The 24,806-nt window shown below is 71.7% G+C and carries 17 protein-coding genes; 14 read left to right on the top strand and 3 right to left on the bottom strand.

The window, feature by feature from the left end; all coding sequences use genetic code 11:
• Positions 1–17 precede the first annotated feature (17 nt).
• On the bottom strand, positions 18–4,112 hold the full coding sequence (locus Dvina_RS51200; RefSeq protein ID WP_223099434.1) for a S8 family serine peptidase: 4,095 nt from the start codon (positions 4,110–4,112) through the stop codon (positions 18–20).
• 96 nt (positions 4,113–4,208) lie between these two features.
• Between Dvina_RS51200 and Dvina_RS51195 the strand changes: the two genes are divergently transcribed.
• The 7 genes from Dvina_RS51195 to Dvina_RS51165 all read left to right on the top strand — a co-directional run bounded on the left by Dvina_RS51195 (position 4,209) and on the right by Dvina_RS51165 (position 12,806).
• The gene (locus Dvina_RS51195; RefSeq protein ID WP_223099432.1) at positions 4,209–4,760 is read left to right on the top strand and encodes an RNA polymerase sigma factor; all 552 of its coding nucleotides are present in this window, start codon (positions 4,209–4,211) and stop codon (positions 4,758–4,760) included.
• A complete protein-coding gene (locus tag Dvina_RS51190) occupies positions 4,757–5,521 on the top strand; it encodes a hypothetical protein (protein ID WP_223099430.1) in 765 nt (254 codons plus the stop codon). The genes Dvina_RS51195 and Dvina_RS51190 overlap by 4 nt, the downstream gene beginning before the upstream one ends.
• Positions 5,518–6,213 (top strand): hypothetical protein, encoded by a 696-nt coding sequence (locus Dvina_RS51185; RefSeq protein WP_223099428.1) that lies wholly within the window; start codon positions 5,518–5,520, stop codon positions 6,211–6,213. The genes Dvina_RS51190 and Dvina_RS51185 overlap by 4 nt, the downstream gene beginning before the upstream one ends.
• On the top strand, positions 6,210–7,025 hold the full coding sequence (locus Dvina_RS51180; protein ID WP_223099426.1) for a hypothetical protein: 816 nt from the start codon (positions 6,210–6,212) through the stop codon (positions 7,023–7,025). The genes Dvina_RS51185 and Dvina_RS51180 overlap by 4 nt, the downstream gene beginning before the upstream one ends.
• 11 nt (positions 7,026–7,036) lie before the next feature.
• Positions 7,037–7,894, top strand: a complete 858-nt coding sequence (locus tag Dvina_RS51175) for an ATP-binding cassette domain-containing protein (protein ID WP_246655861.1) — start codon at positions 7,037–7,039, stop codon at positions 7,892–7,894.
• A gap of 9 nt (positions 7,895–7,903) precedes the next feature.
• Positions 7,904–8,665, top strand: a complete 762-nt coding sequence (locus Dvina_RS51170) for an SDR family NAD(P)-dependent oxidoreductase (protein ID WP_223099424.1) — start codon at positions 7,904–7,906, stop codon at positions 8,663–8,665.
• A gap of 313 nt (positions 8,666–8,978) precedes the next feature.
• On the top strand, positions 8,979–12,806 hold the full coding sequence (locus tag Dvina_RS51165; protein ID WP_223099422.1) for an FG-GAP-like repeat-containing protein: 3,828 nt from the start codon (positions 8,979–8,981) through the stop codon (positions 12,804–12,806).
• Positions 12,807–12,903: 97 nt separating this feature from the next.
• On the opposite strand, the gene Dvina_RS51160 is transcribed toward Dvina_RS51165, so the two are convergent.
• Together Dvina_RS51160 and Dvina_RS51155 are read right to left on the bottom strand one after the other, a co-directional pair.
• A complete protein-coding gene (locus tag Dvina_RS51160) occupies positions 12,904–15,918 on the bottom strand; it encodes a S8 family serine peptidase (RefSeq protein WP_223099421.1) in 3,015 nt (1,004 codons plus the stop codon).
• A gap of 101 nt (positions 15,919–16,019) precedes the next feature.
• Positions 16,020–16,847 (bottom strand): sigma-70 family RNA polymerase sigma factor, encoded by an 828-nt coding sequence (locus Dvina_RS51155; RefSeq protein ID WP_223099420.1) that lies wholly within the window; start codon positions 16,845–16,847, stop codon positions 16,020–16,022.
• Between the two features lie 110 nt (positions 16,848–16,957).
• On the opposite strand from Dvina_RS51155, the gene Dvina_RS51150 reads away from it, so the two are divergent.
• The 7 genes from Dvina_RS51150 (at position 16,958) to mgrA (ending at position 24,805) form a co-directional block, all read left to right on the top strand.
• Positions 16,958–17,413: a carboxymuconolactone decarboxylase family protein gene (locus Dvina_RS51150; RefSeq protein ID WP_223099419.1), complete on the top strand. Its 456-nt coding sequence runs from the start codon at positions 16,958–16,960 to the stop codon at positions 17,411–17,413.
• A 77-nt stretch (positions 17,414–17,490) separates the two neighbouring features.
• The gene (locus Dvina_RS51145; protein ID WP_223099418.1) at positions 17,491–17,907 is read left to right on the top strand and encodes a hypothetical protein; all 417 of its coding nucleotides are present in this window, start codon (positions 17,491–17,493) and stop codon (positions 17,905–17,907) included.
• Positions 17,900–19,519 (top strand): arginine--tRNA ligase, encoded by a 1,620-nt coding sequence (argS, locus tag Dvina_RS51140; protein WP_223099417.1) that lies wholly within the window; start codon positions 17,900–17,902, stop codon positions 19,517–19,519. Before Dvina_RS51145 ends, argS begins: the two co-directional genes overlap by 8 nt.
• 98 nt (positions 19,520–19,617) lie before the next feature.
• Complete coding sequence (locus tag Dvina_RS51135) at positions 19,618–20,115, top strand: hypothetical protein (protein WP_223099416.1); 498 nt, start codon at positions 19,618–19,620, stop codon at positions 20,113–20,115.
• A 113-nt stretch (positions 20,116–20,228) separates the two neighbouring features.
• A complete protein-coding gene (locus Dvina_RS51130; RefSeq protein ID WP_223099415.1) occupies positions 20,229–22,490 on the top strand; it encodes a hypothetical protein in 2,262 nt (753 codons plus the stop codon).
• 225 nt (positions 22,491–22,715) lie between these two features.
• On the top strand, positions 22,716–23,759 hold the full coding sequence (locus tag Dvina_RS51125; protein ID WP_223099414.1) for a suppressor of fused domain protein: 1,044 nt from the start codon (positions 22,716–22,718) through the stop codon (positions 23,757–23,759).
• A 56-nt stretch (positions 23,760–23,815) separates the two neighbouring features.
• Positions 23,816–24,805: an L-glyceraldehyde 3-phosphate reductase gene (gene mgrA / locus Dvina_RS51120; RefSeq protein ID WP_281428420.1), complete on the top strand. Its 990-nt coding sequence runs from the start codon at positions 23,816–23,818 to the stop codon at positions 24,803–24,805.
• Position 24,806 lies beyond the last annotated feature (1 nt).

Here is a 24,806-nt window from a genome sequence, read left to right as displayed (position 1 = left end):
CACGCTGCTGGAAGAGATCAGGTCAGCTGTTTGAAGCCGACCCAGAGGCCGCCCTGCGGCCACATGGCGAAGCCGTTGCCGACGAGTTTGCCGGTGCCGTCGCCGGTGTAGTACTTGATGTCGTTGTTGGCGTCGATGCCGGCGATGTCGGCTTTGCCGTCGTTGTTGAAGTCGCCGGCGACGATCCACTTGAACCCGGCCCACAGGCCGCCGGTCGGCCACATCGCGGCGCCGTTGCCGACGAGTTTGCCGGTGCCGTCGCCGGTGTAGTACTTGATGTCGTTGTTGGCGTCGATGCCGGTGACGTCGGTCTTGCCGTCGGTGTTGAAGTCGGCCGCCTCGATGTGCTTGAACCCGCCCCACAGCCCGCCGAGCGGCCACATCGCCGTCCCGGTGCCGGTCAGCTTCCCGGCCCCGTCACCCGTGTACAGCTTCAGGTCACTGTTCGCGTCGATCCCCGCGATGTCGACCTTCCCGTCACCGTTGAAGTCCCCGGCGACGATCTTCTTGAATCCGCCCCACAGCCCACCGGTCGGCCACATGTACGAGCCGTTGCCGACGAGTTTCCCGGCGCCGTCGCCGGTGTAGAGCTTGATGTCGTTGTTCGCGTCGATCCCCGCGATGTCGACCTTCCCGTCGCCGTTGAAGTCCGCGGCCACGATGTGCTTGAACCCGTTCCACAACCCACCGGCCGGCCACATATAGCCGTCGTTGCCGACGAGCTTGCCCGTGCCGTCACCCTTGTACAACTTGATGTCGCTGTTCGCGTCGATCCCGGCCACGTCGGTGTTCCCGTCACCGTTGAAGTCGACCTTCAACTTGTACGCGTTCACCGTCAACGACACCGACGGACCCGCCGTGATCTTCCCCGACCGGTCCCGCGTGAACGCCCGCACGGTGTACGCGACGCCGGGCTTGAGGTTCGCCGCGGTGAAGCTGGTCCCGGCCCCCGCATACAGGCCGATCCCAGCCGTCACGGAGTCCGGCAGCGTCGTCCCGGCCCGCACGATTACCTGGTCCAGATCCGTGATCGCCGGAGCCGTCCAGGAGACGACCGCCGTGGCGCCGTCGGCCTGCAGGCCGGTCACCGCGGCCGGAGCCGTGTCGACCGTCCGGAACGTCGAGGAGAACACGTTCCCGACGACGACCCGGTAGGCGGTGTTGTCCTGGAGCGCGGCGGCCGGCGTGATCGTCGCCGTCGCGGTCCCGGCGTCGTACGAAACCGTCGCCGGCACGGCCTGACCCGTGACCCCGTGCACCAGCTTCACCGTCGACGTGTCCACCGTCCGGGCGAACGTGATCGTCGGCTTCGCGTCGAGGGCGACCCCGGTGGCGAAGTCGGCGATGCTCGTGGACTTCACCCACGCCGCCTCGCCGCCCGGCGTCGGCCCGAAGGCGCTGCGCAGCACCTCGAGCCCGGAGTTGGGGTCCACGACGACCGCGTCGATCCGGTTGTCGCCGTTGACGTCGCCGAGCGCCAGGGCCTGGGTGTCGCTGCCCTGGAACGGGACGAACGCGGTGATCGGGGTGCCGAGCTGGCCGCCGGTGGTCTGGGGCAGGACGCTCACCTTGTTGAAGCCCGGGTGCGCGGTGACGAGGTCGGTCCGGCCGTCGCCGGTGATGTCGGCCGCCTCGACCGCCTGCGGGAGGTCCACCGTGGCGTAGGTGACAGGCGCGTCGAGCCCGCCCGCCGCGTTCTGCTTGAAGACGTTGACCTTGGCGTCCTGGAGGTTGCCGGTGACCGTCGCGGCGATGTCGGCCTTGCCGTCGCCCGTCAGGTCCGCGACCTCGACGCCGCCGACGTTCGAAGTGCCGTGGACGGCGGCGTGGTCGGTCTCCGTCCAGCCGGTGGCGGTGTTGTGGTAGACGATCACCGCCGTGCTCGAGAAGCTCACGATGTCGGTCCGGCCGTCGCCGTCGACGTCGCCGACCTCATACTCGGCACTGCCGTTCGCCGACACGGACGACGCCGTGAAGGTGCCCGCCGGGCCCTGGGTGAGCAGCTGGCTGCCGGCGGTGTCGGCCACGATCAGGTCGGCGTCGCCGTCGGCGTCGATGTCGGCCGCCGTGACGCGCGTCGCACCGGCGGTGCCGGCCACGAGACCGGCGTCGGTGAGCGCCCCGGCCGCGGTCTGGCGGAAGAGCTGCAGGCCCGCGTTGCTGGTCAGGGCCACGTCCTTGCGGCCGTCGCCGTTCGTGTCGAGCAGCGCCAGTGCGGGGCTGTCGAGCGGCGACTGCAGCTGCGTCGTGTACTTCACCGGCGCGGCAAGCGTGCCGTCCACGTTCTGCGCGAACACGAAGAGTTTGTAGTCGTTGTCCGGGTCGAAGTAGTAGCCGGTCGCCAGGACCACGTCGTTGCGGCCGTCGCCCGTCACGTCGCCGACGGTCACGACCTGGGGGCGCGAGCCGGTCGCTGTCGCCTGCCACGGCTGGAACTGCTGCGGGGTGCCCGGCCCGTCGGTGACGGCGAGCGTGTAGGGGCGGTCGTCGGCGTCGCCGCCGCGGTTGCGCACGGCGACGTAGTAGGTGCCGGCGCCGAGCGTGAGGCTTACCGAGGCCGAGCCGGAGGCCGGGTCGTCGCCCTGGCCGACAAGCTTCAGGTCCTTGTCGTACACGGCCAGGACCGCGTCGATGTTCTGCGCGCGGTCGAAGTCGTAGGACGGCGAGGTCACCGTGACCGTCGCCGATCGGATGCCGGTGGAGTCGAAGCGGTACCAGTCGACGTCGCCCTCGATGCCGATGGTGCCCGTGACCGGCGCCGTGAACGCGGTGGCCCGGGCCGGCACGTCGTTGGGCTCGCCGGCGCCGAGCGACGCCTGCGGGAACTCCGGCGCCCAGCCGCCACCGAGGGCGGCGTAGGCGTCGAGGACACCGTTGCCGAAGTACTTGTCGAAGCCCCGGGGGCCGGCGTCGCGGGCGGTGCCCTTGATGGTCGCGAGGAGCTGGGCCGGGGTCAGCGCCGGGTTGTTGGCGCGCATGAGCGCGGCCACGCCGGAGACGATCGGCGCCGCGAACGAGGTGCCGTCGCCGATGAAGTACTCGTACCCGTTCTGCGGCACGCTCGTCGAGACGATGCCGAAGCCGGGGGCGGCCACGTCGACCCAGTCGCCGTAGGTGCTGAAGTCGGTGAGCTTCCCGTTGGCGTCGGTCGCGGCGACCGCGAGGACCTCCGGGTAGGCCGCCGGATACTGCGGCTCGCTGTCGGCCGAGTTGCCCGCCGCGACCACGAGCAGCGAGCCCTTGCCGGTGGCGTAGGTGACGGCGTCGTGCAGGATCGGCGTGTCACCGGGCCCGCCCAGGGACAGGTTGATGACCTTGGCGCCGTGGTCGGCGGCCCAGACGATGCCGGCCGCGATGTCGGCGTCGTAGCCGTTGCCGTCCTGGTCGAGCACCTTGACGGGCAGGATGCGGGCGTTCCAGTCGACCCCGGCGACGCCGATGCCGTTGTTGGTGTCGGCGGCGGCGATGCCGGCGACCATCGAGCCGTGGCCGTAGTCGTCGCTGTTCGCCCCGGCCGCGATGGCGGTCCTGGTGATGGCGTTGTAGCCGGCGAGCACCCGCCCGGCGAGGTCGGGGTGCTGCCCGTCGACGCCGGTGTCGACCACGGCGATGATCTGGTCGGCTGAGCCGGTCGAGCGGTCCCAGGCCAGCGGCATCCGGACGGTGTTCAGGTAGCTCTGGTCGCCGTAGGTGTAGCCGGGGTCGTTCGGTGTCGTGCTGGCCTGGCGCCGGTAGTTGAGCGACACGCTGGCGACCGAGGGGTCCTTGCCCAGCTCGCGGGCGAGGTCGGTGGCCGCGCCGGCGGTCGTGACACGCGTGAACCGGGTGCCGGCGACGGCACCGGCAACCTTGGCGTTGCGACTCGTGACGGCCCGGTCGGTGGAAGCGGCCGAGGCGCCCGGCTTGAACTGCACGAGCACGGAGTGCGGGTCGAACGAGAGGGCCTTGGGGTCGCGCGAGCGGTCCGGCTTCGGAAGGTGCTGAGGGGTGAGTTTGTGGTCGGCGGGCGGTGCGGCCGAGGCGGGCGAACCCAGCGGGTTCAGCGCCGCGGCACCCAGCACGCACGCCACAGCCACCGCGCGGCGGAGCAGCATGGAAAGAGTTACCCCCATGATCGAGTGATCGGGCGAGGGAGAGTGTGCCAGACATCCTGAGTCCGCGCTGTGGCGCAGTGAACCGCGGGCCGGGTGGGCTGCTACTCATCGGGCATGGAGGCCGGCGGCGACGAATCCCTGGTGCGGCTGATCGCGGCCGGGGACGCCGGCGCGCTCGGGCGGCTCTACTCGCGGTACGAACGCGGGCTTTTCGGCTATTTGCACCGGCTCGCCGGAGACCGGATGGTCGCCGAGGAGATCCTCCAGGACACGATGCTCGCGGTCTGGCGGTCGGCGGGGACGTTCGCGGGGCGGGCCAAGGTGTCGACCTGGCTGTTCGGGATCGCGCGGCGGCAGGCCCACAACCGGCTGCGCGGGCGAGGTGCCCCCGCACCCTCCGGGATCGAGCTGACCGAGCGGCCCGACGGCGGCGCCGGGCCGGAGGAGCTGGCGATCGCGGCGGCCGGGGGCACGCCGGTGGCCGCGGCCATCGACCGGCTGCCCGCGCACCATCGGGACGTGATCGCGCTGGTGTTCGTGGCCGGGCTGCCGCTCGCCGACGTGGCCGAGGTGCTCGGCATCCCCGTCGGCACGGTCAAGAGCCGGCTGTACCACGCCCGGTCCGCCGTCGCGGCCGCGCTCAACGCCCAGGAGGTGCCCAGGTGAACGACGACCGAGCCGCCTGGCGGGCCATCGCCGACGCGCTCACCCCGGCCGCGCCCGGGCCCGACCCGCAGCACCTGGTGCGGGCCGTGCTGACCCGCAGCGCGCTCGCGGAGCCGCTGGTGCGGGGCCGCCGCCGACGGCTGCGGCACCTCGCCGCGCTGCTCGTGGCCGAGGCCCGGCTGATCCGGTTCCCCGTGCCGGTGGCCTCGGCGCTGGTGATGGCGCTCGGGGTGGCGACGGTCCTGCTGCAGCGGGCCAACGGCGTCGGGGCCGACATGGTGCTCGCGCTCGTCGCGCCGATCGTGGCCGCCGCGGGCATCGCGGGCACCTACCGGTCGCGGCTCGACCCGGCGGCCGAGCTGGTCGCGGCCACGCCGACGTCCGGGAGGCGGCTGCTGCTCGTGCGCATAGCGCTCGTGTTCGGCTACAACCTGGTGCTCGCGCTCGGCGCCTCGGCCGCGCTCGACGGGCTCGTCGGGGCCTGGCTCGGGCCGATGGTGCTGCTGTCCTCGCTGAGCCTGCTGCTCGCCGTGCGGTTCGGGCCGGACGTGGCGCTCGGGGCGGTCGTCGGGCTGTGGGTCGTGCGCGTGATGGCCGGCGGGGTGCTCGCGGCCGACGGCCGGCCGGCGCGATACATCGTGGCCGCCTGGTCGACGAACGCGGCGGTGCTCGCGATCGGCGCGGGCCTCGCGGTCGTCGCCGTGATCGTTGCCGGGCGCGGTGAACCCCGCGACGGCTGGCGTGCAACCAACCCCATGTGAGACCACTTAGCCTGTGGCGGTACGAGGCCCGCCGGGCCGGCTGGGCGGCGCTGCTCGGCCCGCCGATCGCCGTCGCCCTCGGCGTCGCCGCCGCGCTGGCCAGCCCCCTGCCCGGCGAGTCGACGACGGCCCGGATCCTGCTCGGTGGCCTGGAGATGGCGGTGCCGCTGGCCGCCGGGGTCGCGTGCGCGTCGCTCGTCGGCCGGGATCCGGCGACGGAGATCCAGCTGACCGCGCCGACGCCGTACCGTGTCACGCTCCTGCGGCGGATGGCCGTCACCCTCGGCTGGACCGCGGCGATCGCGCTGCTGAGCGCGGCCGTGTTGATCGCGACCGGCTGGTGGGACCGCTGGCCGGCCAGCCACGGCCCGCTCGTCGGCCAGCTGATCTGGGCCGCCCCGACCGCCGGGCTGAGCGGGCTCGGCTTCGCGGCGGGTGCGCTGCTGCGCAGCCCGGCGGCGGCCGGCGCGCTTGTGACCACGCTCTGGACGATCCAGCAGTGCTTCGCCGGCCCCGCGCAAGAGCATCTGCCCGGGCGCCTCTTGTACCTCTTCGCGACCACCCGCGGCGCGAAGCCGGACGAGTGGACAGCGAACCGCCTCACGCTGCTCGCCACCGGCGCGGTCCTCACCGCCGTGGCCTTCACCGTGCTGCGCCGCTCGGAGCGGCTGATCGGGGAGGAAGACGAATGACCACGTTCTGGGCGTGCCTGCGCTACGAGTTTCGGATGCAGGTCCGCAAGCGCTCGGTCTGGATCGTGCCGGCGCTGTCCATCCTGCTGTTCATCCTGATCGGCGGCAGCCTGCTGCGTGACCTGTTCGACCCCGGCGAGCGCCCGCCGCTGGCCCGTACCGCCGTGTTCGGCCTGGCGCTGCAGGTCCACGCGCTGCTGGCGATCGGCTTCGGGTGCCTGCTGGCCGACCGGCTGGTCCGCGACGACCGGCTGCGGGTGGCGCCGATCCTGGACGCGACGCCGACCGGCCCCGGCGTGCGCCTGGCCGGCAAGTACCTCGGCACGGCCGCGGCGACGGCGATTCCCATCTTTCTGGTGTACTTCGGGTTCTCCGCCGCCTACGCCGTGAACACCGGCGCGCCGGAAGCGCTCCTCTGGGCCTTGGCGGCCGGCGGCGCGGTGCTGGTGCCGGGGCTGCTCTTCGTGGGCGGGTTTGCACTGGCGGTACCCGTGACAATGCCTGCTCCGCTCTTTCGCGTCCTCTTCGTCGGCTACTGGCTCTGGGGCAATCTGGCCGGGCCGGAGCTGATGCCGACGCTCGCCGGGACGCTCGTCCACCCGCTCGGCGGCTACGCGTTCACCGGGCTTCTCGGCTTCCGGGGCATCGAGGGCGACCAGACGCTTGCCGGCCCGGTCCCCGGCGCCGCCCTGAACTTCCTGCGGCCGGAGCCGACGCCGCTCACCGCACTGTTGTCGATCGCCGTGCTGCTGGCCCTGGCCGTCGCCGCCCTCTACGGGGGCGCGGCGCTGCGGGCCCGCCGGCTGCGCTGAATGGAGTCTTCGTGAAGATCGAAATTTCCGGCCTGGTGAAGCGGTACTCGCGTGGCGTCGCCGCGCTCGACGGGCTGGACCTGGAGGTGCCGACCGGCATGTTCGGGCTGCTGGGCGCGAACGGCGCCGGCAAGACCACGCTCATGCGCATCCTGGCCGGGATCGCCCGCCCGACGGCCGGCCGGGTCACCGTCGGCGGCCACGATCTGGCCACCGGCGCAGGGCGGACGGCCGTGCAGCGCGAGCTCGGCTACCTGCCGCAGGACCTGGGCGTGTATCCGGACCTGACGGCCCGGCAGTTCCTCGACTACGTGGCCCTGCTCAAGGGCCTCGACGACCGGGCGGTCCGGCGGCGGCGGGTCGGCGAGCTCCTCGAGGTGGTCGCGCTGACCGCCGAGGCCGACCGGCGCCTGCGCGGCTTCTCCGGCGGCATGCGCCAGCGGGTCGGCATCGCCCAGGCGCTGCTGGCCGACCCGCAGCTGCTGATCGTGGACGAGCCGACCGCCGGCCTCGACCCCGAGGAGCGGATCCGCTTCCGCAACCTGCTGTCCCAGTTCGCCGGCCGCCGTACCGTCCTGCTCAGCACGCACATCGTCGACGACATCGCGCAGACCTGCCGGGAAGTCGCCGTGCTGGCCAAGGGAAGGCTCAGGTTCCGCGGTACCGTCGCCGAGCTCACCCAGCGCGCGCAGGGCCGGGTCTGGTCCGTCACCACCGCGGGTCCCCCGCCGGCCGAGGGGACAGTGGTGTCGGCGCTGCCCGACGAGGACGGGATGCGCTACCGCATCGTGGCGCCGGGGCCACCCGACCCGCAGGCCCGCGCCCTGGAACCGAACCTTGAGGACGGATACCTCTCGCTGAGTGGGTAGCGTGAGGGCATGGGGACTTTGCAGGGAACTGTGGCGCTCGTCACCGGCGCCTCCAGCGGCATCGGCGAGGCGGCCGCGCTCGCACTCGCCGAGCGCGGCGCCGCCGTGGCCATCGCCGCCCGCCGGGCCGACCGCCTGACCGACCTGGCCGAGCGCATCGGGGCCGCGGGCGGCCACGCACTCGTCATCGAGGCCGACGTCACCGACCGGGCCCAGGCCGAGGCGGCCGTCGGCCGCACCGTCGACGAGCTGGGCCGCCTGGACACGCTCGTCAACAACGCGGGGGTGATGCTGCTCGGCCCGGCGCTCGACGCGCCCGTCGAGGAGTGGGAGACGATGGTCTCGGTCAACATCATGGGCCTGCTGTACTGCGCAAAGGCCGCCCTGCCGCACCTGTTGACGGCCGCGGCGGAGGGGCCGCGCCAGGTGGCCGACATGGTGAACGTCAGCTCCGTGGCGGGCCGCGTGGCCCGCAGCGGCAGCGGCGTCTACAACGCCACGAAGCACGCGGTGGGCGCGTTCAGCGAGGCGCTGCGCCAGGAGGTCACCGGCCGCTTCGTGCGCATCTCCCTGGTCGAGCCGGGCGCCGTGGAGACCGAGCTGGCCGGCCACAATCGGCCCGAGGTATACGAAACCATTACGCAGCGTTTTGAAGGCGTCGAGCGGCTGCAGGCGCCGGACATTGCGGACACAATCGCATACATTGTGACGCGCCCCCGCCATGTGGCAGTCAATGAAATGCTGGTCCGCCCCACCCAGCAACAGGGCTGATTTATCTGGCAGAATACCCCCGCCCGATCATCTGATCATGGGGGTTTCTGTTTCCATGCTGCTCCGTCGCGCGGTGGTTGTGGCGTGCGTTCTCGGTGCCGCGGCGCTGAACCTGACCGGTTCGGCGGTTTCCGCGGCACCGAACGCCGATCACACGCTCACCCCTCAACACCTCCCCGAATTGGACCGCTCGCGCGGCCCCAAAGATGCGGCTTATGACCCGCACGCCGTTTTGGTGCAATTCAAACCGAATGCCTCCGCGGCCAGCACGGACCGGGCGGTGAAAAGCCGCAATGCACAAATGTCCGGAAATGTGACGGGAACCCGCTACACAAAGGTGAAGACCACCGGTGCGGCGCCCGACCTGCTGCGCGAATTGCGCAAGGACCCCGCCGTCGCGAGCGTTTCGCTCGACTACAAGCGCACGGCCAGCACGACGCCGAACGACCCCGGCTACACCCAGGGTCTGCAGAACTACCTCAACACGGTGCGCCTGCCGCAGGCGTGGGACCGCTCGATGGGCGGGGCCGACCAGGTCATCGCCGTTGTCGACTCCGGTGTCGACGGGCAGCACCCGGACCTGAGCGGCCGTGTCCTGGCCGGCTACAACGCGATCACGAACGCGAACATCGGGGCCGGGGTCAACAGCGACGACTACGGCCACGGCACGATGGTGGCCGGCATCGCCGCCGCCGGCACGAACAACGGCGTCGGGGTCGCGGGCGCGGCCTGGAACGCCCGCGTCCTGCCGGTCAAGGTGCTCGACAACAACGGCAACGGCTACGACTCGGACATCGCCGAGGGCATCATCTGGGCCGCCGACCACGGCGCCAAGGTCATCAACCTCTCCCTCGGCGGCCCCGGCGACGCCCAGGTCCTCCACGACGCCGTCACCTACGCCACGAACAAGGGCGCGCTCCTCGTCGTCGCGGCCGGTAACGACGGCAACAGCACGGTGCAGTACCCGGCGGCCTACCCCGAGGTCCTGGCGGTCGCCGCGACCGACGGCGCCGGGAAGGTCACCGACTTCAGCACCTACGGCGACTGGGTCGACGTGGCCGCCCCCGGCTTCGGCATCGTCTCCACCGGGGTGCCGCAGGGGGCGAACGAGTACTTCATCGGCGACGGCACGTCGTTCGCGGCTCCGATCGTGTCCGGCGTCGCGGCGCTCATGCGCACCAACAACCCGGCGCTGACCCCGGCCCAGCTGATCGCGACAATCAAGGGCACCGCCCGCGACGCCGGCCCGCGCGGCCTGGACCCGTACTACGGCGCCGGCGTCCTCGACGCCTACGCCGCGACCGGCGGCGCCTGGACGACCGAGTTCACCCAGCCGTCGGCGGGTCCGAACGAGCCGAACGACGTCCCGGCCCGGGCCACCGCGTTCACGGGCTCGACCACCGGCATCATCGGCGTCGAGGGCGACGTGGACTGGTACCGCTTCGACTCCACCGGCGTGCGCTCGGTCACCGTGAAGGTGACGCCGCCGGCCTTCAACCCCGACCTCGGGCAGAACTTCGACCCGGTCCTGGCCGTCTACGACAAGGACCTGAAGCTCGTCGGCACGGCCGACAGCGCGGACCCGACAGTCGCCGAGAAGCTCGACTTCGTCATGGGCGCCGGCAGCTACTACATCGCCGTGCGCAGCTACAACGGCGCCGCCGACACGCGGCCCTACACGCTGGCGCTCACCGACGGCCCGGCCGCACAGCAGTTCCAGCCGGCGCAGACCTACACGACGGGGGCCCGGGCGCAGGCCGTGGCGATCGGCGACGTGACGGGCGACGGCCGCAACGACGTGCTGGTGTCGACGCTCGACAACGGCGACGCCACCACCAACTACAAGCTGTGGGTCTACGCGCAGAACGCGGACGGCACGCTCGCCGCGCCCGTCAAGTACCCGACGCAGCTGGCGACCGGCGGCGGCGGCTCGATCGCCGTGCTCGACGCGAACGGCGACGGCCGCAAGGACGTGGCGCTGGCCACGTACGCGGGCATCCAGATCTTCACCCAGTCGGCGAACGGCACGCTCGCTGACCAGGGCGTCCTGGCCGGCACCAGCTCGTCGGAGATCGTCGCGGTCGACATGGACGGCGACGGCGACACCGACCTGGTCGCCAATGGCGGCGCCAGCATCGCGCTGCTCACCCAGGGGCCGGCCGGCACCTTCACGTCGTCGGCCGTGTCGACGGACACCACCAGCCCGGAGGTCGAGGTCGGCGACGTCGACGGCGACGGCCGGCTCGATGTCGTCGGTTACACCGGCTATCAGGTGAACGTCTACCACCACAACGCCACCGGCTGGACCCGCACCAACCACGACACGCTGCACGACTCGTGGGCGATCAGCGGCATCGAGGTCGCGGACGTGACCGGCGACAACAAGGCCGACATCGTGGCCACGCTCGGCGGCAACCGCCCCGTCTCCCGGCTCAACGTGTTCAAGCAGAACGCCACGGGCGGGCTCGACACCCCCGTGATCTACCCGATCCTGGACATCCCCTCGGCGGTCGAGGCGGCCGACATGACCGGCGACGGGCGCAATGACGTCGTCGCCGTGCACCTGGGCTGGAACGCGCTGAGCGTCAGCCCGCAGAAGTCGGACGGCACGCTCGACGCGCCGGTCCCCGTGAGTCTTCCGACCTCAGGGGCCATGTACGACGCGCAGGGCCTGACGCTTGGCGACGTGAACGGTGACGGCCGGACCGACGCGGTGGTAGCCGACAACTACTACGGGCTCCTCGTGGTCCGCGGCGCGGGCGGTGTGACGCCGGGCGGGGAGCAGGCGTGGGTGAAGTCGACGAGCATCGCCGACTTCACGACCGGGGTCGCCCTCGACGCGAAGCCGACTGTGACGTTCGCCCGGGCCGCCGACACGTCGTCGGCCCACCTGGTCAACGGCGTCACGGGAGCCACAGTGCCGGCCGCGACGACCTATGACGCCGGCACGAAGACGGTGACGATCTCGCCGAGTGCGGCGCTGCAGGACAACACGCCGTACCGCGTGGTGGCCGCGGGCGGGTTCTCAACGACGTTCCGGACGGTGGACAACGCTCCGGCGGCGGTGACCGGTCTGCAGGCCGACGGCGCCACGGCGGTCGTCTCCTGGACGGCTCCGGCCGTCACGGACCTGGACCAGGTGGTTGTCCGGGCCGCGGCGGGCACGACCGCGCCGAGTTCGGTGACGGACGGGTTCGGGCTGTACGCGGGGGCCGGGACGAGTTTCACGGCGGCGAACCTGAAGCCGGGCACGGCCTACACGGTGCGGGCGTTCACGCGGGACCGCTCGGGGAAGGTGACCGCGGGTCCGTCGGTGTCGTTGACCGTGAACGCGTACAAGTTGAAGGTCGACTTCAACGGTGACGGCAACACCGACGTGGCCGGGATCGACGCGAACAGCGACATCAAGCTGTACAAGGGTGACGGCACCGGCAAGCTGGTCGGCAACGACGGCTATATGTGGCCGGCCGGTGGGTTGTGGAACGGGTTCAAGCACATCGTGGCCGCGGACTTCAACGGCGACGGGAAGGTCGACATCGCGGGGATCGACGCGAACAACGACATCAAGCTCTACACCGGCGACGGCGCCGGGAAACTCGTCGGCAACGGCTCGTACATGTGGCCGACCGGTGGGCTGTGGGGCGGATTCAAGAAGATCGTCGCCGGGGACTTCAACGGTGACGGCAAAGTCGACATCGCCGGCATCGACGCGTTCAGTGACCTGAAGCTCTACACCGGCGACGGCACGGGCAAGCTCGTCGGGAACGGCTCCTACATGTGGCCGACCGGCGGGCTGTGGAACAGCTTCAAGCACATCGAGGCGGCCGACTTCAACACCGACGGCAAGACCGACGTCACCGGCATCGACGCCAACAACGACATCAAGTACTACACCGGCGACGGCACCGGCAAACTCGTCGGCAACGGCGCCGCGATGTGGCCGACCGGCGGCCTGTGGGCCGGGTTCAAGTGGATCGTCGCCGGCGACTTCAACAACGACGGCAAAGCCGACATCGCCGGCATCGACGCCAACAACGACATCAAGTACTACACCGGCGACGGCACCGGCAAACTCGTCGGCAATGGTTTCCCGATGTGGCCGCAGGGCGGCCTCTGGGTGGGTTTCAAACAGCTCACCTGATCCCACCCGACGAACAGGCGGGCCCGTGCCATCCGGCACGGGCCCGCTTTGCGTTTGCTGTTCGAAAACCAGGAATTGCCAAGGGCTGGTCGCGGCGTCAGGTCAGGTGCTTGAACCCGACCCAGAGCCCGCCGGTCGGCCACATTCCGAAGCCGTTGCCGACCAGCTTCCCGGACCCGTCGCCGGTGTAGTACTTGATGTCGTTGTTCGCATCGATCCCGGCGATGTCGGCGTTGCCATCGTTGTTGAAGTCGCCGGCCACGATGTGCTTGAAGCCGGCCCACAGGCCGCCGAGCGGCCACATCGCCATCTCGACACCGGTGAGCTTCGCGGCGCCGTCCCCGAAGTACACCTTGATGTCGTTGTTGGCGTCGATGCCGGCGATGTCGGTCTTGCCGTCGTTGTTGAAGTCGGCCGCCTCGATGTGCTTGAAGCCACCCCACAGCCCGCCGAGCGGCCACATCGCCGAGCCGGTGCCCGTGAGCTTGCCGGTGCCGTCACCGGTGTAGAGCTTCAGGTCGCTGTTGGCGTCGATCCCGGCGATGTCGACCTTCCCGTCACCGTTGAAGTCGCCGGCGACGATCTTCTTGAACCCGCCCCACAGGCCACCTGTCGGCCACATGTAGCTGCCGTTGCCGACGAGCTTGCCGGCGCCGTCGCCGGTGTAGAGCTTGATGTCGTTGTTCGCGTCGATCCCGGCGATGTCCACTTTGCCGTCGCCGTCGAAATCGGCCGCGACAATGTGCTTGAACCCGCCCCAGAGACCGCCGGGCGGCCACATGTAATCGTCGAAGCCGTCAAGCTTGCCCGTGCCGTCACCCGCATACAGCTTGATGTCGCTGTTGGCGTCGATCCCGGCGACGTCGGTGTTGCCGTCGCCGTCGAAGTCGACCTTCAACTTGTACGCGTTTACCGTCAACGACACCGACGGCCCGGCGGTGATCTTGCCGGAGTTGTCCTCGGTGAACGCCTGCAGGGTGTACGCGGTCCCCGGCTTGAGGTTCGCCGGGGTGAAGCTGGTCCCGGTGCCCGCGTAGAGCGAGGTCCCGCCGGTCGGACCGGCCATCGACCGCACGATCACCCGTTTCAGGTCGGTGATCGCCGGCGCGGTCCACGAGACCACTCCCGTGGCGCTGTCCGCCTGCAGGTTGGTGACCGGCGCCGGGGCGATGTCGACGGTCTTGAACGTCGACGTGAACAGCCCCTCGACCACCAGCCGGTATGGCGTGTTGTCCTGCAGCGCCGCGGCCGGCGTCAGCGTCGCCGTGTTCGTGCCGGCGTCGAAGGCCGTCGTCGTCGGTACCACCTGGCCGGTGACGCCGTGGAGCAGCTTCACCGTCGCCGGGTCCACCGTCCGCCCGAACGTCACTGTCGGCTTCGCGTCCAGGGCGACCCCGGTGGCGAAGTCGGCGATCCCGGTGGACCTGACCGCCACCGGCGCCCCGGGCGTCGCTGCCGATGCGGTCGCCGCTACGACCGCCAGTGTGTAGGTCCGGAAGTCGTCCGCCGAACCGTTGTAGTTGCGCACGGCGACGTAGTAGGCGCCTACGCCGAGGCTCAGGTTGACGTTCTCCGGATCGCCGGCCGCCCCGTCGTCGGCCGCGCCGACCAGCCGCAGGTCCTGGTCGTAGACCTCCACCACCGGGTCGAGGTTTCGCGACCAGGCGGAGTCGTACGCGGGCGGCGTCACCCGCACGGCCACCGAGCGCGCGGTGGCGTTGTCGAACCGGTACCAGTCGACGTCACCCTCGACGGCGATCGTGCCGGTGACGGAGTTGGTGAACGCCGTGGCCCGGGCCGGGACGTCGTTCGGCTCGTTGGCGCCGAGCGGGAACACCGGGAACGAGCCCCCGTGGATGACACCACCGACGGAGGCGGAGGCGTCCAGGACGCCGGTGCCGTAATACGGGTCGAGGCCGCGCGGACCGGCCTCCTGGGCCTTCGCCCTGATGGTCGCCATCACCTGGGCCGGGGTCAGCGCCGGGTTGTTGGCCCGCATGAGCGCGGCGACGCCGGAGACCATCGGCGCCGCGAACGACGTGCCGCTGGCGAAGTAGTAGTTGTGGTTCGGGCCGGTGGAGACGATGCGGAAGCCCGGCGCGGCCACGTCGACCCAGTCGCCCCGGGTGCTGAAGTCGGAGATCCGCGCGGAGCTGTCGGTCGCGGCGACCGCCAGCACCTCCGGGTAAGCCGCCGGGTACTGCACGGTGTCGTCCCCGGTGTTGCCGGCCGCCACGACCAGGATCGCACCCTTGTTGGTGGCGTAGGTGACGGCGTCGTGCAGAACGGCGCTGTCGCCGGGGCCGCCCAGGGACAGGTTGATGATCTTCGCGCCGTGGTCGGCCGCCCAGGTGATGCCCTCGGCGATGTCCGAGTCGTTGCCGGTGCCGGCCGAGTCGAGCACCTTGACCGGCATGACCCGGGCGTTCCAGGCCACGCCGGCGATGCCGATGCCGTTGTCGGTGTTGGCGGCGGCGACGCCGGACACCATCGTGCCGTGGCCGTTGTCGTCGCTGTTGGCGCCGACGGCCGTGCCGGTGTTGGTGATGGCGTTGTAGCCGGCCAGGACGCGTCCGGCGAGGTCCGGGTGGGTGCCGTCGACGCCGGAGTCGATCACGGCGATGACCTGGTCGGTCGAGCCGATCGACCGGTTCCAGGCGTAGTCCAGCTCGATCTCGTGCAGGTAGGCCGCCTGGTTGCTGATGTACAGGGGGTCGTTGGGCAACCGGCTGGCCCGGCGCTTGTAGTCGAGCGACACGGCCGCGACCGCCGGGTCCTGGCTGAGCGCGTGCAGCAGGTCCGGGGCCGCAGCCTGACCGGTCACCCGGACGAAGCGGGTCCCGGCGACGGCTCCCGCCATCTGCGCATTGCGACTTTTCACCGCGCGGTCCGTGGCCGCCGCGGACGCGCCCGGCTTGAACTGCACCAACACCGCGTGCGGGTCGAAGCTGGGCTCGTGACTGCCCGGTGAGCGGTCGGGCTTCGGCGGGTTCTGATTGATGATTTTGCTTTCGGCGGGCGGCGCGGCGAAGGCGGCCGGTCCCGTGGGGACCGCCACGGCCAGCGCAATCGCGACTACCGCCATCCGGCGGAGCAGCATGAGCACTCCCATGATCGATGATCGGGCGAGCGCGAGTGTTCCAGAGATCGGCCGGCGCGGTTGCCCCTCCACTTCGAAAACGATCGATGGCCGGGCGGGTGGTCGCACGGCGCTCAGGAGCTTCTGAGTTCGGCCAGGTCCGCAGGGTCGGCGATCGCGTCGATGGCGGTGATGCGGCCGCCGGTGATGGCGAACACCAGGGCCAGCTTGACCCGCCGGCCCGCGAAGACCAGGGCGACCGGTCCACCGCCCGGCCGGGCTCCCCGCGCGCGCCCGTTGAAGAACGCGGCCACGACCTCGGCCCCGCGGGTCTCGCCGCTGCCACCCATGCGGGCCGCGGTCTCGTCGGCCCGCATGACGACGTCGGGGTCGAGCAGCTTCAGGAGAGCCCCCAGGTCACCGCCCCGGGAGGCGGCGAGGAACGCCTCGACGACCGCTTCCGGCCGCTCGCCGCCGGCCACCGGCTCCCGCATCTGTACCCGGCGGCGGGCCCGGCTGGCCAGCTGCCGGGCGGCGGCCGGGCTGCGGCCCACCACGACGGCGATGTCGTCGAACGAGACCGCGAACAGGTCGTGCAGCACGAACGCCAGCCGCTCGCTCGGCGTCAACGTCTCCAGCACCACCAGCAGCGCCAGCCCGACCGAGTCGGCCAGCAGCGCCTCCTGCTCCGGGTCGGCCGCCGCGACCGGCTCCGCGGTGATCGGCAGCGGGTCCTCGCGCCGGCCGGCCCGGGCCCGCAGCATGTCGAGGCAGATCCGCCCGACGACGGTGGTCAGCCAGGCGGCGAGGTTGTCCTTGCTGTCCTGCTGGCGGGTGAGCCGCAGCCACGCCTCCTGGACCGCGTCGTCCGCCTCGCCGGCCGAGCCGAGCATGCGGTGCGCCACGGCCTTCAGCCGGGGCCGCTGCGCCTCGAACTCCCGCGCCAGCGCCTCGTCACTCATGTTGCTCCTTTTGTGGCCTGCGCCACATATGTCACAGCACCCCGGCCTGGGGCGTCAACAGCGCGACGAAGCAAACGACGCCGTTGTGACAAACGATCGGAGACAGCATCATGCAGGCTCGACTGACAAACCCCGGTGTCCTGGCGACCGACGTCCCGAAGGCCGTGAACCTGCTGTACAAGGCGGCCCACGGGTCCGGCGTGGCCCCGGCCGTCCTGGAGCTCGTCCACCTGCGGGCCAGCCAGATCAACGGCTGCAGCCCGTGCGTGGACTCCGGCGCCCGCAGCATGCGCAAGCACGGCGAGTCCGACGAGCGCCTCTTCTCGGTCGCCGCGTGGCGCGAGACCCCGTACTACACCGACGCCGAGCGCGCCGCCCTCGCCCTCACCGAGGCCGCCACCCGCCTGGCCGATCGCGGCGACGCCGTGCCGGATGCCATCTGGGACGCCGCCGCGCAGCACTTCACCGAGGAGGAGCTGATCGCGGTCGTGCTGTGGATCGCCACCACGAACTTCTTCAACCGCATCAACGCCACCCTGAAGACCCCGGCCCCACAGCAGTGGTGAGCGCATGACATCCGTCATGGCGCGGTGGTGACGGCGGGCAGGCGTGGTGGAGGGTGCGGTTCCATACCGTCATCGGCATGACCGAGAAGAACGTGAACCGCACCCTCGTCGCCGTCCTCGCCATCGCCGCGCTGCACGTCCTGGCCATTGGGGTGACGCTCCTGGCGCTCGGTCCGGCCGGCGCGGGGGCCATCGTGCCGCACCTCGTGCTGGCGGTGCTGCTGCCGCTGCGGGCCTACAAGCTGCGCGGCGGGCGGCCCAAGGCGCGGCGCATCCTCACGGTCGTGCTCGGTATCCAGATCGTCGCGCACGCCACGCTGCCGGGCGTCATCGCGCAGATGCCCGGTTACGCGGTGCCGATCGTCGTGCTCCAGGCCCTGTCGCTGGTGTGCGAGGTCGCGGCGATCGTGTTCCTGTGGGCGCCCGGTCGCTCCGGCGTGGAAATCCAGGAGCGCGGGCCGGAGCTGGTCGGTACCGTCCAGGGGCATGGCTGACATCGGCGAAGTGCTGCGGGACAGACTCGCGGCCGCCTTCGGGACCGTGACCGGATCGACTCTCGACCCTGTCCTGCGGCGATCCCGGCACGCCGATTTCCAGGCCGATGGGGCGCTCGGGCAGCCGGGCGCCCGGGCCGTCGCCGCCGCCGTCGTCGAGGCGGTCGACCTGGCCGATCTCTGCTCCGACGTGACAGTGGTCGGGCCCGGGTTCATCAACCTCACGCTCAGCGATGCGGCGCTTGCCGAGTGGCTCGCCGCGGCCGCGGCCGACGACCGGCTCGGGGTGTCCACTGTGGAGCCCGAGACGGTCGTCGTCGACTACTCGGGGCCGAACGCGGCCAAGGAGATGCACGTCGGACACCTGCGCTCGACTGTCATCGGGGACGCTGCGGTGCGGGTGCTGGAGTACCTGGGACACACCGTCATCCGGCAGAACCACCTCGGCGACTGGGGCACCAACTTCGGCATGCTCGTCGAGCACCTCGCCGACGGCGGCGAGCTCGACTTCGCCACCCTGTACACGGCCGCGCGCCGCAAGTTCGAGGCCGACCCCGCGTTCCAGGAGCGCGCCCGCCGGCGGGTGGTGCTGCTGCAGACCGGAGACCCGCAGACCATCGCGCTGTGGCGCTCCATAGTGCAAACCTCGAAGTCGTACTTCCAGGGCCTCTACGACCAGCTGGGAGTCCGCCTGCAGGACGGTGACTTCGCCGGGGAGAGCGGCTACAACGATGCACTCGACGGCGTGGTCGACGACCTGCTCGCGCTCGGGCTGCTGCGGGAGAGCGACGGGGCCCTGTGCGCGTTCCCGGAGGGCTTCACGACCCGCGACGGGGCGCCGCTGCCGCTGATCGTCCGCAAGCGCGACGGCGGATACGGGTACGCCGCGACCGACCTCGCCGCGCTGCGGTACCGGATCGACGAGCTCAAGGCGACGCGCCTCCTGTACGTCGTCGGTGCGCCCCAGCGCCAGCACCTGGAGATGGTCTTCGCGGTCGCCCGCGCGGCCGGCTGGCTGGCCCCGCCGGTGCGGGCCGAGCACGTCGCGTTCGGCTCGGTGCTCGGCGCCGACGGCAAGATGCTGCGCAGCCGGACCGGCGGTGCGGTGAAGCTCACCGAGCTGCTCACCGAGGCCGTCGAGCGGGCCGGCGGCGCCACCATCGGGATCGGGGCGCTGAAGTACGCCGACCTCTCCAGCGACCGGATCAAGGGCTACACGTTCGACTACGACCGGATGCTGGCGACCAACGGCGACACGGCGCCGTACCTGCAGTACGCCCACGTCCGCGTCGCGTCGATCTTCCGCCGGGGCGGGATCGACGGCGCGGACGGCGAGTTCGTCATCGCGCACCCGGCCGAGCACGCGCTCGCGCTGGAACTGCTCGCCTTCCCCGGCGCGGTCGCGCGGGCGGGTGAGACGCTCGAGCTCCATCGGCTCACCGCGCACCTGCACGATGTCGCGGTGGCCTTCACCGCGTTCTTCGAGCAGTGTCAGGTGCTGCGCGCGCCGGAGCCCGTTCGCGCCGGCCGGCTCGCGCTGTGCCGGCTGACCGCCCGCGTGCTGGCGACCGGCCTCGATCTCCTGGGCATCGAGGCACCCGAGCGAATGTAGGTGCGGATGTACGACAGTATGGGCGGATTCTGTCGGTTACGATCCACCGTCCGCCCACTGCCAACTCATGTGAGGAGACCTCCACAGTGCGACGTCTGATGACCGTTGCCATCCTGGCGGCCCTGGTCGGCACGTCCGCGGCCTGCGGTGACAGCAGCGACGACAAGACCGCGGCCGCGCCCACGACCGCGGCGACCACCGCCACCGCCTCGCCGAGCCCCACGGTCGACCTCAAGGCGAACACGAAGCAGGTCTGCACCAAGTTCGACTCGATCGTGACCGCTGACGCGTTCAAGCCGATCGGCGTGCAGCTCGGGCTCATGATCCAGGCCCGGCAGAGCGGCAACAAGGCGGCCGAGACCGCGGCCGCGGCGAAGGCCAAGGAGCTCGCCGACGGCATCGCCAAGCAGATCACCGACCTCAAGGCCGAGGCCGCGGACCCGAAGGTGCAGGCCGCCCTCGACAAGGGCGCGGCCGCGATCCAGATGTTCGGCTCCCCGGACTACCTGGCCAAGCTCAACTCCACGGCCGACATCAACAAGCTCGCGACCGACCTGGAAGCGGCGGGCAAGGACATCGACACGCTCTGCGCCTGAAACTTCCACCGCGGCTGACGCTGCGTCATCCGGTGCCCCGCTCTGCGTCAAAGCAGAGCGGGGCGTCGTGTTCTGGCAGGCTGAAGTTGTTTGCCTGTGGCAGGCTTCCGGGCGTGGTAGATCCGTCGGGTGTCTCCACCCTGGACGAGCTCTCGGGGCTCCTGCGCGACCTGCGCCGCCGGCAGGCGCGCCGCGTCCGCTCGTCCCCGCTGGGCGTCGGTGAGCTGGCCGCGCGCACCGGCTGGCCGTCCGCCGCCATCGGCGCCTACTTCGACGGCCGCGCACTACCCCCGGCCGAGCGCCTCGACGCGCTCCTGCGACTGCTGGGTGCCACCCCCGCCGAGTGCGGCGCCTTCGCCTCGGCGCGTTCGCGGATCGAGGCCCTCGCCGAGCGCGTTCCCGCCCGATCACTGCTGCCCGCCGTGGGCCCGGCCCCGCTCGGACCGCTCGCCGCGGATGCATCCCCGTCCGGCTCGTTCGCCGTGGGCTCGGCTCCGCCCCGACCTCCCGCCGCGGGTCCGGCCCCGTCCGGAGCGGCTCCCGCGGGTGCGGCCGGGCCCGGATTGCCGCTGCCGCCGGCGCCGATCGGGTTCGCCGGGCGCGCGGGCGCGATCGCCCGCCTGGACCGGCTGGTGCCGGGCGTGCGAGCGGTCGTCCTCACCGGCGCCGGCGGCGTCGGGAAGACCGCGCTGGCCGTCCACTATGGACATCGAATCGCCGACCGCTTTCCCGGCGGCGCGCTCCTGCTGAACCTGCGCGGCTGCGACCCGACCGGCCCGCTGCCCCCGGCCGACGCGCTGCGCATGGTGCTGGCCGCCCTCGGCGTGGCCCCGGCCGACCTGCCGCTCGGCATGGCCGCCCGCACGGGCCTCTACCGCAGCCTGACCGCCCGCCGCGGTGTACTGCTCCTCCTGGACGACGCCGCCGACGCCGACCAGGTCCGCCCGCTGCTCCCGGCCGCCGGGGACAGCATCGCGCTCGTCACCGCCCGGGCCCCGCTCACCGGGCTCGCGGCCGCGGCCGGCGAGGACGGTACGGGGCCGCCGACCGGTCCCGTGTCGCCCGCACTGCTGTCCGAAGTGGACGGTGTTGGGGCGGTTTCGCTGGATGTGATCGATCGGACCGAGGCGCGGGCGATGCTGGCGACGCGGGTCGGGGTCGAGCGGGTCGGCGGCGAGCCGGAGGGGGCTGATCGGATCATCACGGCCTGCGGGCGGTCGCCGCTGGCGCTGGCGATCGTTTCGGCGCGGGTGGCGCTGCAGCCGGAGTTCCGGCTCGGGGCCGTGGGCGATGCGGTGGCCGAGGTCGGCGCGCTCGCGTGGACCTACGCGCGGCTCGGCCCGGCCGCGCGGGAGCTGCTTCGCGGGTTCGGGGCGCATCCGGGGCCCGACTTCAGCGCGGCTGACGCCACCATCCTCATCGGACGCTCCGGTGCCGACGCGCTGGCCGAGCTGGTGCGCGCGCAGCTCGTCGGGGCGGTCCGGGCCGGGCGTTTCGCGATGCCCGCCCTGGTGCGGGAGCACGCGGCCGGCCGTACCCCGGCCAAAGAGCGCAAGACCCTGCAGGACCGGCTGGTCGAGCACGGGTCGGAGTTCGCGATCCTGGGGCTGGCCATGCGGCGCCGGCGGTACCGCGACGCCTGGCGCATCGCCGACGAGGTCGACGGGCAGCTGGACGCCGAGGGGCGCTGGGACGAGCGCATCGCCGCGCAGGGGGTCGCCATCCGGGCCGCCGAGCACCTGGGCGATCCGGCGCTGCTGGCCCGGGCCAAGCGCGCGCAGTCGGCGGCGTACCTGCGGACCGGCCAGCACGAGGCGGCTCTCCGGCGGCTGCGGGAGGCGGCCGACTGCTTCCTCGCCCAGGGCGACCCGGCGGCCGCGGCCCGGTGCCGGCAGGACCTCGCCGCGCTGCTGGAGTCGATGGCCCGCTTCGCCGAGGCGATCGTCCACGACGAGCTGGCCCTCGCGCTGTTCCGCCGGGCCGGCGACGTTCCCGGGCGGGCCGCCGCCCACGCCGCGGCCGCCTGGCACTATGCGCTGGCCGGGCGGGCGGTGGAGGCGGTGGCGCACGGCGAGGAGGCGCTGGCCCTGCACGGCGGGCGCGGCGACCGGCGCGAGGTGGCGGCCGCCCTCGCCCACCTCGGCCGGGTGCACGCGGCCCTGGGGGAGCGGGATCGTTCGCTGGAGCGGCTGCGGGCGGCTCTCGACCGGTTCACCGAGCTCGGCGACCGCCTCGACGAGGCCCACACCGCCACCCGCCTCGGCGACGCCCTCGACGGCGCGCCCGCCATCGGCCTGTGGCGCCGGGCCCACGCGATCTACGAGCGCCTCGGCCACCCGTCCGCCGCCACCGTGGCGGCCCGCCTCGGGATCTAGACAGCAACCTCCGCGGAGGCCGGCCTCAGGCGCCCCCGGCGCCGGGTTCGTGGATCTGGACCGGAAGTTTCGCGGACGCTGCAGGGAGGCGCCCCGGCGCCGACCGGTGTCTCGCGGGAGGCTCGGACCGTCATGCGCGCGGACCCGAGTAGAAGCTTCGGCCTTGACGGTTCTTGCCTTGATCGCGGGCATGCCGGATCTTCATCGAGCGGGTTTAATCACGACATGACCTCCGAAACGCCCGGCTGGGACGCCATCGATGCGGCGCTGGCGCGGCTGTATCCGGGCGTCCGGGCCCGCCACCTCGGCACGATCATCAAGTGGGCGCTCGGCGGGCCCGACCCGCTTGACGGCATCAGCTTCTACCCGCGGACGGATCCGGTGCCGCACTGGCATGCCGTCACGTTCGGTATGAGCGAGCTCTACGGCAAGCAGTCCGACAATCCGGAGGACTCCGGCTGGGGCTTCGAGTTCACGTTCCGCATCCGCCGGCACCCCGACGAGGCCGAGCCGCCGATCTGGGCCGCGAACTTCCTGCAGAACCTCGCCCGATACGTGTTCTCGACAGGCAACTGGTTCGAGCCCAACCACCACATGGACCTCAACGGCCCCATCGCGCTCGACCGCGAGACGCTCATCCGGGCCGTCGTGTTCACGGAGGACCCGGAGCTGGCCGCGATCGAGACGCCCAACGGTGCGGTGCAGTTTCTGCAGGTCGTGGGCATCACCGCGGACGAGTACGCGGCCACCCAGGCGTGGAGCGTCGTCGGCTTCCTCCAGCTGCTCGCGGCCCGGCTGCCGCTGCTTGTCACCGACCTCGACCGGGCCTCGATCACCGACGATCTCGACGTCGCCGACGCGGTCCTCGAGGGCCGGCAGCTCGAGGGCTCATCCACCGCGACCCTCGCCCTCGCCGAGTTCGGCTGGCGCCCCGACGGTGACCTGATTCGCCTGGTCATCGGCGCGCACGTGGCCCCGCGGGTGGCGGAGACGCTGCTCGGCCGGCTGCCGTTCGGCCGCTCGCTGCGCCTCGACGGGCCGGGCAGCAGCGCCGAGTTCTCGTCGGGCAACTTCTTCGTCGGCACCGCGGAGGACGCGGTCAACCACCTCGACGTCGTCCTCACCAGCGAGGCCCTCGACGGCCTGCTCCAGGTGCTCGTACCCGTCGCCGGCACGCGGCTGGCCCCCGGCGCCGAGCCGCTGGTGGTCGAGATCGTCCCCACCGAGATCCGCGACCAGGAAGGCAACATCGTCCGGACGATCGGCTGACGCGGCCCTAGTGTGGGTTGGTGACCTATAGCGCCGACGACTCGCGTTACCAGCGCATGCAGTACCGCCGGACCGGCCGCAGCGGCCTGAAGCTGCCCGCCGTCTCCCTCGGGCTGTGGCACAACTTCGGCCACGACCGGCCGCTGGACAACCATCGCGCCCTCGCGCGCCGCGCCTTCGACCTGGGCATCACGCACTTCGACCTGGCCAACAACTATGGCCCGCCCTACGGCTCCGCCGAGGAGAACTTCGGCCGGATCTTGAAGAGCGATTTCCGTGGGTACCGCGATGAGCTCGTCATCTCCTCGAAGGCGGGCTACGACATGTGGCCGGGCCCCTATGGCGACTGGGGTTCGCGGAAGTACCTGACGGCCAGCCTCGATCAGAGCCTCAAGCGGATGGGCCTGGACTACGTCGACATCTTCTACTCCCACCGCTTCGACCCCGAAACTCCGCTGGAAGAGACCATGGGCGCGCTCGACGCGGCGGTGCGGGCGGGCAAGGCGCTCTACGTGGGCGTCTCGTCGTACTCGCCCGCGAAGACGGCGGAGGCGGCCCGGATCCTGCGCGAGCTCGGCACGCCGGCCCTCATCCACCAGCCCTCCTACTCGATGATCAACCGCTGGATCGAGGACGGCCTGCTCGACGTGCTCGCCGAGGAGGGCATGGGCTGCATCACGTTCTCGCCGCTCGCCCAGGGCATGCTCACCGACCGCTACCTCAACGGCGTGCCCGCGGACTCCCGGGCCGCCGAGAACAGCTCCCTGTCGCCGGAGTGGCTGACCGAGAAGAACCTGGGCAAGATCCGCTCCCTGCGTGACATCGCCGCCGGGCGCGGGCAGAGCCTGGCCCAGATGGCACTGGCCTGGACGCTGCGCGACCCCCGGGTCACGTCGACGCTCATCGGCGTCAGCAGCATCGCCCAGCTGGAGGACAACGTGGCCGCGCTGGACAACCCGGAGTTCTCGGCGGACGAGCTGGCCGAGATCGACAGGTACGCCACCGAGTCCGGCGTCAACCTGTGGGCGGGTTCGAGCGCGCACTGAC

The organism is Dactylosporangium vinaceum, assembly GCF_019904175.1.
In the GTDB taxonomy this organism is placed as follows: Bacteria; Actinomycetota; Actinomycetes; order Mycobacteriales; family Micromonosporaceae; genus Dactylosporangium; species Dactylosporangium vinaceum.
The sequence above is the reverse complement of the archived record's forward strand: the minus strand, read 5'-3'. Positions and strand labels throughout refer to the sequence as shown.

Bases quoted from the DNA above. Each gene is read 5' to 3' on its own strand.
- Dvina_RS51125 (WP_223099414.1), top strand. From the start codon at position 22,716: ATGACCTCCGAAACGCCCGGCTGGGACGCCATCGATGCGGCGCTGGCG.
- Dvina_RS51150 (WP_223099419.1), top strand. From the start codon at position 16,958: ATGCAGGCTCGACTGACAAACCCCGGTGTCCTGGCGACCGACGTCCCG.
- Dvina_RS51145 (WP_223099418.1), top strand. From the start codon at position 17,491: ATGACCGAGAAGAACGTGAACCGCACCCTCGTCGCCGTCCTCGCCATC.
- Dvina_RS51200 (WP_223099434.1), bottom strand. From the start codon at position 4,112: ATGGGGGTAACTCTTTCCATGCTGCTCCGCCGCGCGGTGGCTGTGGCG.
- mgrA (WP_281428420.1), top strand. From the start codon at position 23,816: ATGCAGTACCGCCGGACCGGCCGCAGCGGCCTGAAGCTGCCCGCCGTC.
- Dvina_RS51135 (WP_223099416.1), top strand. From the start codon at position 19,618: ATGACCGTTGCCATCCTGGCGGCCCTGGTCGGCACGTCCGCGGCCTGC.
- Dvina_RS51180 (WP_223099426.1), top strand. From the start codon at position 6,210: ATGACCACGTTCTGGGCGTGCCTGCGCTACGAGTTTCGGATGCAGGTC.
- Dvina_RS51155 (WP_223099420.1), bottom strand. From the start codon at position 16,847: ATGAGTGACGAGGCGCTGGCGCGGGAGTTCGAGGCGCAGCGGCCCCGG.
- argS (WP_223099417.1), top strand. From the start codon at position 17,900: ATGGCTGACATCGGCGAAGTGCTGCGGGACAGACTCGCGGCCGCCTTC.
- Dvina_RS51160 (WP_223099421.1), bottom strand. From the start codon at position 15,918: ATGGGAGTGCTCATGCTGCTCCGCCGGATGGCGGTAGTCGCGATTGCG.
- Dvina_RS51195 (WP_223099432.1), top strand. From the start codon at position 4,209: ATGGAGGCCGGCGGCGACGAATCCCTGGTGCGGCTGATCGCGGCCGGG.
- Dvina_RS51170 (WP_223099424.1), top strand. From the start codon at position 7,904: ATGGGGACTTTGCAGGGAACTGTGGCGCTCGTCACCGGCGCCTCCAGC.